This window comes from Streptomyces sp. NRRL B-24572 (assembly GCF_002156145.1).
GTDB classification, from domain to species: domain Bacteria; phylum Actinomycetota; class Actinomycetes; order Streptomycetales; family Streptomycetaceae; genus Streptomyces; species Streptomyces vietnamensis.
Map to the genome: position 1 here is coordinate 1 of NZ_MWIG01000168.1, position 10,203 is coordinate 10,203.

10 protein-coding genes and 1 pseudogene are annotated in these 10,203 nt (G+C 75.0%); 3 read left to right on the forward strand and 8 right to left on the reverse strand.

Annotated elements, in window-relative coordinates; translation table 11 throughout:
- From CCN56_RS11015 to CCN56_RS11040, 6 genes are all read right to left on the reverse strand, one after another.
- Positions 1–501 (reverse strand): hypothetical protein (locus CCN56_RS11015; RefSeq protein ID WP_086825996.1); only part of this gene is annotated, 501 nt, incomplete at its 3' end.
- A gap of 234 nt (positions 502–735) precedes the next feature.
- A complete protein-coding gene (locus CCN56_RS11020) occupies positions 736–1,092 on the reverse strand; it encodes a hypothetical protein (protein WP_041129380.1) in 357 nt (118 codons plus the stop codon).
- A 145-nt stretch (positions 1,093–1,237) separates the two neighbouring features.
- Positions 1,238–2,575, reverse strand: coding sequence for an AAA domain-containing protein (locus CCN56_RS11025; protein ID WP_086825967.1), 1,338 nt, complete (start codon positions 2,573–2,575; stop codon positions 1,238–1,240).
- On the reverse strand, positions 2,572–4,161 hold the full coding sequence (locus tag CCN56_RS11030; protein ID WP_086825968.1) for a hypothetical protein: 1,590 nt from the start codon (positions 4,159–4,161) through the stop codon (positions 2,572–2,574). Before CCN56_RS11030 ends, CCN56_RS11025 begins: the two co-directional genes overlap by 4 nt.
- Before the next feature lie 37 nt (positions 4,162–4,198).
- Complete coding sequence (locus tag CCN56_RS43090) at positions 4,199–5,389, reverse strand: hypothetical protein (RefSeq protein ID WP_086825970.1); 1,191 nt, start codon at positions 5,387–5,389, stop codon at positions 4,199–4,201.
- Positions 5,283–6,161, reverse strand: coding sequence for a phosphatase PAP2 family protein (locus tag CCN56_RS11040; protein WP_086825971.1), 879 nt, complete (start codon positions 6,159–6,161; stop codon positions 5,283–5,285). Before CCN56_RS11040 ends, CCN56_RS43090 begins: the two co-directional genes overlap by 107 nt.
- 143 nt (positions 6,162–6,304) lie before the next feature.
- On the opposite strand from CCN56_RS11040, the gene CCN56_RS11045 reads away from it, so the two are divergent.
- Positions 6,305–6,901, forward strand: coding sequence for a histidine phosphatase family protein (locus CCN56_RS11045; RefSeq protein WP_086825993.1), 597 nt, complete (start codon positions 6,305–6,307; stop codon positions 6,899–6,901).
- Positions 6,902–6,907: 6 nt separating this feature from the next.
- Here CCN56_RS11045 and CCN56_RS11050 read toward each other — a convergent pair whose 3' ends face one another.
- Positions 6,908–8,197: a tetratricopeptide repeat protein gene (locus CCN56_RS11050; protein WP_086825994.1), complete on the reverse strand. Its 1,290-nt coding sequence runs from the start codon at positions 8,195–8,197 to the stop codon at positions 6,908–6,910.
- A 224-nt stretch (positions 8,198–8,421) separates the two neighbouring features.
- Between CCN56_RS11050 and CCN56_RS11055 the strand changes: the two genes are divergently transcribed.
- Complete coding sequence (locus CCN56_RS11055; protein ID WP_179199793.1) at positions 8,422–8,919, forward strand: hypothetical protein; 498 nt, start codon at positions 8,422–8,424, stop codon at positions 8,917–8,919.
- Between the two features lie 73 nt (positions 8,920–8,992).
- The gene (locus tag CCN56_RS11060) at positions 8,993–9,859 is read left to right on the forward strand and encodes a spermidine synthase (protein WP_086825995.1); all 867 of its coding nucleotides are present in this window, start codon (positions 8,993–8,995) and stop codon (positions 9,857–9,859) included.
- Positions 9,860–9,868: 9 nt separating this feature from the next.
- Here CCN56_RS11060 and CCN56_RS11065 read toward each other — a convergent pair.
- A pseudogene (locus CCN56_RS11065) lies at positions 9,869–10,203 on the reverse strand (hypothetical protein); the annotation flags it as partial.

The window sequence follows — 10,203 nt, forward strand, 5'->3', positions numbered from 1 at the left end:
CGGCAGCCACGGGTGCCGGGAGTCGGGGGCCACCAGCCAGCGGGGCCCGGAGGAGCCGGACGGCACGAGCGGCGGCACGGTCACCGCGTCCCCGAGCCCATGGCAGAGCGGCCGGGGAACGGAGTCCCCCCACTCCTCCCAGTCGAGCAGCGCCGGCAGCCGCTGGGCCGTCCCCGGCGCGGCGAACAGCATCATCCGGCCCCGGTGCACCGCGACGGGCCCCGAGCCCGGGCCCTCCTCCCACAGCCGGTCCAGCATCCGGCGCCCGAAGACCGGGTCCACGTTGACGACGTCGAAGACCGTTCCGCAGGGCAGCGCCGCCGGGGAGGCGGGCCGGGACTCCCAGCGGGTCAGCGCGGCCCCGTCGCGGCCCCCGGCGGCCGAGGCGAGCCAGGCGGCCCCGTCGGCGGTCACCCGGGCCGTCTGGTGCCGTCCCTCGTCGCTCTCCCGGAGGAACCGGAAGATGTCGTGCGGGGTCTCGTCGCGCAGCCAGGTCGTCATGGATCCAGGTCTACCGGGCGTGACACGGCGATTGCCGAGGGTTCCCGGAATCCCGGACAGGAGGGGTGGGCGAGGAGTATCGTGCCCCCTCGGCATATGCCAGGGGGGCTTTTTCGGTCAGGTGTACGTCTCCGAGCCACGCGAACCGGCCAGGGAGCCGGGCACCCACCGGTTCGGGCACCCACCAGTTCGGGCACCTGCCGGTTCGGGCACCCACCCGTCCGGCCCCCGGGCTCAGTCCTCCGACGGGCGACCGTTCGTCCGGATCAGGTCGCGGCCGAACTCGATCATCTTCCGGGCGTAGTCCTCGGTCCACTCCGCCCGCTCGGCGACGTCCGCCGGCGTCAGCCGGTCGAACCGGCGCGGATCCGCGAGCTGCGCGGCCGCGATCGCCTGGAACTCGGTCGCGCGGTCCGTCGCCGCCCGGAAGGCGAGCGTCAGCTCCGTCGCCCGGGACAGCAGCTCGCGGGGGTCCTCTATCGACTCCAGGTCGAAGAAGTGCTCCGGATCGGCGGTCGCCTCGGCAGGCTCGAAGATCAGCGGTGCCGGCCGAAGCCGCCGCTGTGCGCTCCGCTCCGCGGGTTCCGCCATCGTCCTTCTCCTCCTCGCACAGGCACGGCCCGGAAACCCGGGCCGTCTTCCATTCTCCCGCGCCCCGCAAGAGCGCGAACCTCGACCCGTACGCCCCTCACGGCCTCCCGGGCCCCCGTTTGGGACCGGCGCACGGTGTCCGGGCTCACGGTGTCCAGGCCACCCGGTGTTCCTCCAGGTGGGAGAGGACCGCGTGGTTCGCCTCCCAGCCGTCCGGGAACGAGACCGCGACGCCCAGCTGCACCGGATCCGTCGACGGGTGCTCGTCGAGGAGCTCCGCCACGCCCGCGCGGCACACCACGATGCACGCGTGCCGGTGCCGGGAGGCCAGCACGCACAGGCGGCCCGTCTCCAGGTGGAAGGCGGTCGCGTCCGGGCGGCCCGACAGCGGGTGGAGGACGACCGTCACGTCGTACTCGCGGCCCTGGAGCCGGTTCGCGGTGTCCACCGTCACGCCCGTCACGCCCAGCTCCGCGAGCGCCGCCCGTACCGCCGCCGCCTGGTCGCGGTGGGCGGTGCCGACGGCGATCCGGTCCGGGGTGAGCGGCACCGGGGTCTCCGAGCGTTCCGAGACCGCCGCGCCGCCCCGGTCCAGGAGCCGGCGCACGACCAGGGCGATCGCGCCGACCGCCTCGGGGTCGGTGCGCGGGGTGTGCCGGGCGGGGAGTTCGAGCAGGCCCCAGCCGGACCCGGCCGCCTCGTCGAGGACCCGGTCAGGGCCCGAGCCGTCCGAGGCGACGCCGAAGGACAGTTTCCGGTCGCCGTGCCCGGTGCCGCTGCGGAACGGCGTGTACGGGTAGAAGGCGTCCGACACCAGCGGCGCCGCCGACGCGGGCAGCCGCCAGGAGACCGGGAGGCGGTGCTGCGGCAGCTCCGGGTTGTGGGCCAGGAGGGTGGAGACGGCGGACGCCGACGGGTCGTACGAGAGCCCCGCCCACTGGTCCGCCCCGACCACCGAGAACGGGTCCAGCTGCCCCGGGTCGCCGACGAACAGCGCCCGCTCGAAGAGCCCCGCCACCGCGAGCAGCGCGTCCGAGCGCATCTGGTACGCCTCGTCGACGATCGCGTGCGCCCACGGCTCCACGTTCTTCACGTGTCCCCACTTGGCGGCCGTCGACAGGACGACCGGCAGCCCGGTCAGCTCGCCCGCCTTCGCCGACTTCCGTACGTTCGCCAGGTCGTCGAGCGCCTTGTCGTACGGGTCGGAGTCGTTCGAGTGCAACCGGCCCACCTCGAGGTCCGGCTCCTTCTCGGCGAGCCGCAGCACCAGGTCGTCCACCTGCGCGTTCGTCTGGGCGACCACCATCAGGGGGCGCCCGGCGGCGGCCAGTTCGAGGGCGGCCCTGACCACGAGCGTCGACTTCCCGGCACCCGGCGGGGAGTTGACGACGACGCCGCGCGCGGTGCCGTGCAGGGTGTCCGCCAGGATGTCGGAGGTCGCGCGGGCGGCCTCCGCCGACGGGTCGAAGATCTCGGGGCTCACAGCACGTCCTCGGGGGTCACGGCGTCGGGCAGTTCCACGGCGTCCGTCCGCGGCGGGCCGCCGTGCGTCCAGGGCGTCTCCTCCGGCTCCGGCAGCTTCGGCCCGACCCGCTGGTCGTGCTCGAACAGCGTCCAGGCGATCCGCTCGCCCTTCTCCGGCACCGAGCCCTCCGCCGGCTCCTTGGAGCGTCCCATCCGGTCCAGGATCCGCAGCAGCAGCGAGCCGTCCTCCTCGTACCGCACGAACTCGGCCGTCTGCGGCTTGCCGTCGAGCGAGCGGTACACCTTCACCTTCTCGCCCAGGTGCGGCCGGTCGTCCGTGCGGACCGTGACGAGCGGGCGCGGCGCGGGCCGCTTCGACTCCGTCCACGCCATCGTCACCTCGACCACCTCGGCCGTGAACGCCTCGCCCGCGAGCCGCCGCCCCGCCAGGACCAGCGGGTCGTCGAGGGCCTCCTGCGCCTCCAGTTGGCCCTGCGCCTGCTCGCGGGCGGCGAGCTTCTGCGCGGCCGTGACGGCGTCGTCCCGGCGCGGCTGCGGCGGCTCGCCGGCCGCGACCCGGTCGCGGTGGCCGGTGAAGGACCAGCGGTCGCGGGTCCAGCGGTCCTCGACCCTGGCGCCCTCGGGCAGTTCACGGAGCAGGCCGATCGCCTGCCAGACCGCGTACCAGGTCGGCTTCAGCTGGGAGACGATCAGGCGGCGCAGCTCCCGCTCGGCGGCATGCAGTTCGCCGAGGCCGCTGTCCGCCGCCTCGCCGTCCTCGGCAGCGCCGAGCGCCTGCCGGGCCCGGTCGTAGCGCTCGATCGCGGGCGCCAGGAGCTGGTTGTCGAAGGCCGGATCGGTGGCGGGACCGGCCGGCGGGCACAGCAACTGCCCCTGGGCGTCCCGGCCGACCTCGGCGCGGAGCGCCCCCTCCGGGCCGGATTCGCCGTCCCGGGGGTCGATCCAGGCGAGCAGCGCCCCCAAGTGCTGGTCCTCGAGGGAGGACTGGCCGGTCGCCCAGTGCCGGTTGAGGAGGTCGGTCGCCGCGAGGAGCAGCGAGGAGCCGGGCACCCGGGCCCGCTCGCCGAAGTGCGTCAGCCAGCGCCCGAGCAGCGGCACCCGCGGCGGCGCGGGGAACGGCGTCTCCGGGTCCTGCTCGGCCGTCCGCCGGAACCGCGTGGACCGCCCGAGCAGCCGTACGTACTCGATGCCGGCCCGGCTCGGCACGATCAGCTGCGGCGCGTCGGCGCACAGCTCGACCTCGACCTTCACCTTCTTGCCGGTCTCGGGGTCGGTCTCGCTCCTCTCCGCCGCCTCGACGACGTCCGTGAACGAGTCGATGTACGGCAGGACCTCCTCGGCCAGGTCGGCGAGGAACGCGAACCGCAGGTCGCGGTCCCGGGGCTGCGGCACCACGAGGAGCCGGGGCTCCTCCGGGTCGGTGCCGACGAGCGCGCCCAGCGGCGCGCCCGCCTCACCGGCGGTCGTCAGCGGTACGAGGACCAGCGGCCGCTCCGAAAGCCGCCGGTGCCGGACGGTCGCGAGCGGCTGCGCCCGGCCCGACCCGACGGCCTCCATCCGGGCGAGCGTGGAGATCAACGACATGCCAGGGCCTCCCGGGGAGCGGCACAGGTACGCGGGCTCAGCAGGGGCATTCGACGGCCTCCCTCGGAGCGCGCGCGGGCGCCGACGCCAGCGCCTCCTCGCGCAGCGCCCGCGCCCTTCTGAGCGCCGCCACGGCCGGGTCCTCCGGGTCGCCCTCCTCACCGCGCGCCGCCGCCAGGACCGCGCCCACCGTCGTCAGGCCGCCCAGCTCGCCCCGTACCGGACGGCCCAGGGTCTCCACCGCGCCCGCCTCACGGGAACGCGCCCGGCAGTGGAAGGCCAGCTCGCAGGCGGCCAGGCACTCCGGCGCGTACTGGTGGGGCACGCACTCCACGGCCGCCGTCAGCTCCTCCGCCGTCCGCCCCACCACGTCGAAGCTGATGCCCTCGGGCAGCGCCCGCGCGATCTCGTCGATGCGGGTCAGCCGGGCCAGCTGACGTCGGGTCACCGACCGCTGCTTGCGAACGTCGACCACCGAGGCCGCCGGCACGTTCGAGAAGTCCTTCGGGCAGACGAGGAGCACCGACTGCGCGACCCGCGCCCCCTCCGTACGCGCCGCCACCCGCTCAAGTGCCAGTACGTACACGGCGGCCTGCCGGGCGGCGGCGCCGACCTTCGCCGCGTCGGCCGAACCGTCGATCATCGGGAACGACTTGATCTCCACGACCGTCCACCCGCCGTCGGGGTGCACGACCACCGCGTCCGGCTCCAGGTAGACGGGGGAGCCGGCGACCTCCAGGGCGAGCAGCGGATGGTCGAGCAGCGCCCACGCCCCCGCCTCGGTCGCCTCCCGCAGCGCGAGCGCCGTGCGCGCCACCCGGCCCTCGGGCCCGGCCGCCGCCAGGTCCGGCACGGACACCCCGCCCGGCTCCTCCACGCCGATCAGGCGCAGCAGTTCGCGGCCGCCGTCCGCCTTGACCTTGGCCTCGAAGGAGTTGCCCCGGACTATCGCGAACTGCGACTGCCCGAAGGGGGCCGGAGAGCCGAGCTTCGCGGCGAGGGCCGACTTGTCGACCCCGGCGCCGTCGAGGATGGCCCGCCGCCTGCAGCCGGGATTGGCGGCCAGCGCCGCGAGGGCCCGGGCGTCCAGCGGACGCGGCACGACGGCCGGTCCGCGCAGCTCAGCGAGCATTTCCCAAGCTCTCGGCTTCGCTCGAGCAGGGGAGGCCCCATTCCGAGGTGTCGTCTGCGGTGCTCGGGACAGACCGCTGTCCAGGGATGCGCTCACCCGCGGAAGTCTCCCATCCACCACTGACAACCGGGGGCGCTTCCGCCGTCCCGCGGATCCGGTCGGCGAACCGCAGCGCGTACGGGGCGAGGAGCAGACCGGCGCCCATCACGGCCGCCCCGGCGAGCGCGTCGAGCAGATAGTGGTTCGCGGTACCCATCACGACAAGGGTCGTGACCAGCGGATACGCCACCCCGAGGGTCTTCGTGAGCGGCGTCCGCCCGTACCGCCACAGCATCACCCCGCACCACAGCGCCCAGCCGACGTGCAGGCTGGGCATCGCCGCGTACTGGTTCGTCAGACCGCCCATCCCGCGCGGCGCGCTGGCCTCCCCGCCCCACCAGCCGTACGAGGCGAAGTGCGCCATCGTGTCCGCGAAGCCGTGCGCCGCGCCGAGCAGCCGGGGCGGGGCGGTCGGCAGGAGCGTGAAGCCGACGAGTCCGAGCAGGGTGGCGAGCATCAGCCAGGTGCGGGCGGCCCGGTAGTGCGCGGGACGACGGCGGAAGAGCCACACCAGGACCGCCGGGGTCACCAGGTAGTGCAGCGAGGCGTACGCGAAGTCCGCCGGGATTCCCAGCGCGGGGACGGCCGTGAACAGCCGGTTCAGCGGATGCTCGGCGTCGACCCCGAGACCCTCCTCCAGTCGCAGGATCGCCAGCCCGTGCTCCACGGCCGAGGCCTCGTCGCCCTTCACGAGCAGCCGCCCGCCCGAGTAGGCCGCGTACACGACGGCGATCAGGAACAGCTCCGCCCACCAGCGTGGCCTGCGCATGAATCGGGTCCCCCCGTCGGTGATCGCCCCGGGGGGAGGGACGCCGGACGGCCCCCGGGGGTTGCCCGGAGGCCACCCCGCATTCACGTCGGAGATGATGGGAGCGGCACGTCCGCACCGTGAACCCCTGGAGCGTCCTTCCCATGGCACCGCGCATCCTGCTCGCCCGGCACGGCCAGACCGAGTGGTCACTCCTCGGCCGGCACACCGGCAGGACCGACATACCCCTGCTCGACGAGGGGCGGCGCGGCGCGAAGCTGCTCGGCGAGCGCCTGCACCGGGGCCCCTGGCAGGGGCTGCCCGGCGTGGAGGTGCGCACCAGCCCGCTGGCCCGGGCGGCCGAGACCTGCGAGCTCGCCGGCTTCGGGGACAGGGCCGAGCCCTGGGACGCGCTGATGGAGTGGGACTACGGGGCGTACGAGGGGCTGACCCCGCCCGAGATCCAGAAGATCCAGCCGGGCTGGTTCATCTGGCGCGACGGCGTCCCCGAGGGCGAGACCCTCGCGCAGCTGTCGGACCGCGCCGACGAGATCGTCGAGTGGGCCCGCTCGGCCGACCGTGACGTCCTGGTCTTCGCCCACGGGCACATCCTGCGCTCGATCGGCGCGCGTTGGCTCGGCGAGGACGTGTCCTTCGCCTCCCGCATCCGCCTCGACCCGACGAGCCTCTCGGTCCTCGGCTGGGCGTACGGCGCCCCGGCGCTCGAGCGCTGGAACGACACGGGGCACCTGGAGCAGTAGGCCCCGTCAGGGCCTGCCGGCCAGCACCCGGCTCGTCTCCGAGAGCAGCTCGCGGATCCGGGCCGAGGCGATGCCGTCGAGGGAGTCCGCGACGCGCTTCGCCTCCGCCGCCGCCTCGTCCGGGCGGCCCGCGTGCGCCAGGGCCTTGGCGAGGTGGGCGCGGTAGAGCGCGAGGTTCCGGGCGAAGTGCGGGTTCTGCAGGACCGCCGCGCGCTGGGCGTGCCGGGCCGCGCGGCCCCACTCGCCGAGCGCCGCCCAGCACCCGGCCTCCAGGGCCTCCCGCTCCGGCTCGCCGAAGAAGGACATCCACTCGGGGTCGCCCTCGGCCGGGCCCCGGTCGAACCAGCCGTGCGCGCGGCCGAGGGCCTGCTCGCAGGCGGACCGGTCGCCGAGCCCCGCCCATCCGCCGGCCTCCCGCAGCGACAGCAGCGAGAGCAGCCGGGCCGAGTCCAGCGGCTGCGCGGCCCGCAGCCCGGCCTGCGCCGCCCGGACCGCCTCGCGGTAGCGGCCGGTGTCCCGGGCCAGGAACGAGGTGTTGCAGAAGGCGTGCGCCTCCAGGGCCGCGTTCCCCGCCACGCGCGCGGTGGCCAGCGCCTCCGCGTAGTGCGAGCGCGCGTCCTCGTGCCGCCCCGAGTCGTGGGCCAGCCAGCCGACGGAGAGGGAGAGCTCGCCCGCGCCCGCGTGCAGCCGGTCCTCGGTGGAGCGGCGGGTCATGGTGCCGGTGTCGAGGAGCGCGTACGCGGTACGGAGCGGCTGGGCGGCCACCTTGTAGAGCCCGTCGGCGCCGTGCCGGTCGTCGAGCAGACGGATCCGCCGTACGGCGTCCTCGACGGCCCGCACCTCGGTCTCGCCGATCCGGTGGGTGCCGCGGGGGGAGGGGATCGCGACGGCGGGGCCGCCGAGTCCCAGCGAGGCGGCCGCCAGGGTGGCGGAGCCGCTCGTCATGAATGCGCGACGCAGCACGTCGCTCTCCTCATCGTTCCGGGTGGTGATGGCGGCGGGAGGCGCTGCCCCGGCCGGGACGGTCTGCCGCCGGCCGCGCACCGTCTCCCGCGCGGAGAACCCCAGGTCGGTGAGGCCGAGCCCGGGGAACATGTGCAGGAAGACCCGCTCGTACGCGTAGTTGGGGCAGCGGATCTCGCCTGCCTCCACACGCCCGATGTAGCGGGCGTCGCACGCGACCTGTTCGCCGATCTCCCGCGCCGCCCGGCGGACCGCCGCGGCGAACTCCGCCGGCGAGTGCTGTCCGCGGAGCCGACGGAAGGCGAGATTGGGAACTGCCCGTGACATCGCCATGGCCGAGCCCTCTCCTGGTGCTGCCGGGTGTCCGGCGGGCATGAACGTACCTGCTGTGACCGGATGCGTACGCTGAGTTTGGCTACAAATCGGATATCTCGCCTGCGATCTGCCATGAACTGCCATCCTTTGCGGCGGCATCCCGCCGTAGCCGTTGACGCGCACGGGCGTTGAACCGTAAGGGAGAGACGGAACGTGTCTCCTCTGGAGCGAGGAGGGGTCCCATGTCGGAGATCGGTTCGCAGTCGGCCACGTGGCACGCACCTGTTCCGGACGTCACGCGCCACCTGCCCATCCCGGAGGCCGTGTGCCCCGCGTCCGCCCCGGACGCCGACGGGCCCAAGACCGCCGTCGGGCCCTGGGACCTGGTGACCGTCCCGGTCCGCCAGGGCCTGGAGGCCGTCGACATCCTGCGCCGAGCCGCCGCCCCTGCCGTCGGCCCCGTCGTCCACGACGGCACCTGCGCCACGCTCGGCTTCCTGGTGCCGCCGGGCACCGCCGCCGCCTGGGACATGCCGGGCAGCGCCTGTACGAGGACCTCGGGGCGGGGCCTGCGCCTCCCCGAGCTGCCGGAGCTCCCCGAGCCGGCGGGCGACGGGCCCCGTCCGGCCGGCTGGCTGCTGCCCCCCGGCGACACCGACCCCGTCACCGACCCCGCCGTGCTGCGCGAGGCGCTCGGCGAGGCGGCCCGGCTCATCGAGGCGGCCGACGGCTGCCACTGAGCCGCCCACGCCGCCACTGAGCCGCCCACGCTGTCACTGAGCCCTTCACCGGCCGTGCCCGGATAATGGGGCCGTGGCCAGGAACAAACAGCGTGACCGGGCGGCGGCGGCCGCCCCCGTCGTCGAGACCGTCGACGGCGGGCTCGCCGAACTCATACCCGACCGGGAGCGTCCGCGCGGCTGGACGCTGCTCATCGACGGCGCCCCGCAGTCGCACGTCGACCTCGACGACCCGGCCCGCCTCACCTTCGAGTACCAGCGGCGCCTCGGCCACATCGCCGACCTCGCCGCCCCGCCGAACCGGCCGCTCCAGGTCGTGCACCTCGGCGGCGGCGCGTTCACCCTCGCCCGGTACGTCGCCGCGACCCGGCCCCGCTCCACCCAGCAGATCGTGGAGCTCGACGGGCTCCTGGTCCAGCTCGTCCGCCGGGAACTGCCCCTCGACGCCGGGGCCCGCATCCGGGTCCGCTCCACCGACGCCCGCGCCGGCCTCGCCAAGGTCCAGGACGGCTGGGCCGACCTCGTCATCGCCGACGTGTTCAGCGGGGCCCGCACCCCGGCCCACCTGACCAGCACCGAGTTCCTCACCGAGGTGCGGCGGGTGCTGCGGCCCGGCGGCTTCTACGCGGCGAACCTCGCCGACGGCCCGCCCCTGACCCATCTGCGCGGCCAGATCGCCACCGCCGCCGCCGTCTTCCCCGAACTGGCCCTCACCGCCGACCCGACGGTCCTGCGCGGCCGCCGCTTCGGCAACGCCGTGCTGCTCGCCTCGGACAGCGAACTGCCGGTGGCCGAACTGACCCGCCGGGTCGCCACCGACCCGCACCCGGGCCGCGTGGAACACGGCCGGGCCCTCGCCGACTTCGCCGGCGGAGCGGCACCGGTCACCGACGCGAGCGCCAAGCCCTCACCCGTACCGCCGCCGTCCGTCTTCCGCTGACGGACGCTCTCACGTCTGCCGGTCGTCGATCTCCACGCGGGGAGCGGTGTCGTGCCAGACGCAGAAGACCGACAGTTCGCGACCGCCCTCGGTGAAGGTGACCCGGATCCAGGTCGGCTGCTTCCACACCTGCATCTGCCAGCCGGACGCGGGCGTCGCCGAGACCAGTTCGGCCGAGGTCTCCCCGAGGTCGAAGGTGACCCGGCCGCCGTCCACGGTGTACGTCTTCACGCCCGAGCCCGAGCCCGAGCCCGCGGCCGGGTCCGCGTCCGACGGCGGGGTGGTGGGCGCCTCCGTCGTGGGCGACGGGCGGTGCGAAGGGGTCGCGGGCTCGGGCTCGGGCT

Bases quoted from the DNA above. Each gene is read 5' to 3' on its own strand.
- CCN56_RS11020 (WP_041129380.1), bottom strand. From the start codon at position 1,092: ATGGCGGAACCCGCGGAGCGGAGCGCACAGCGGCGGCTTCGGCCGGCA.
- CCN56_RS11030 (WP_086825968.1), bottom strand. From the start codon at position 4,161: ATGTCGTTGATCTCCACGCTCGCCCGGATGGAGGCCGTCGGGTCGGGC.
- CCN56_RS11040 (WP_086825971.1), bottom strand. From the start codon at position 6,161: ATGCGCAGGCCACGCTGGTGGGCGGAGCTGTTCCTGATCGCCGTCGTG.
- CCN56_RS11045 (WP_086825993.1), top strand. From the start codon at position 6,305: ATGGCACCGCGCATCCTGCTCGCCCGGCACGGCCAGACCGAGTGGTCA.
- CCN56_RS11050 (WP_086825994.1), bottom strand. From the start codon at position 8,197: ATGGCGATGTCACGGGCAGTTCCCAATCTCGCCTTCCGTCGGCTCCGC.
- CCN56_RS11055 (WP_179199793.1), top strand. From the start codon at position 8,422: ATGTCGGAGATCGGTTCGCAGTCGGCCACGTGGCACGCACCTGTTCCG.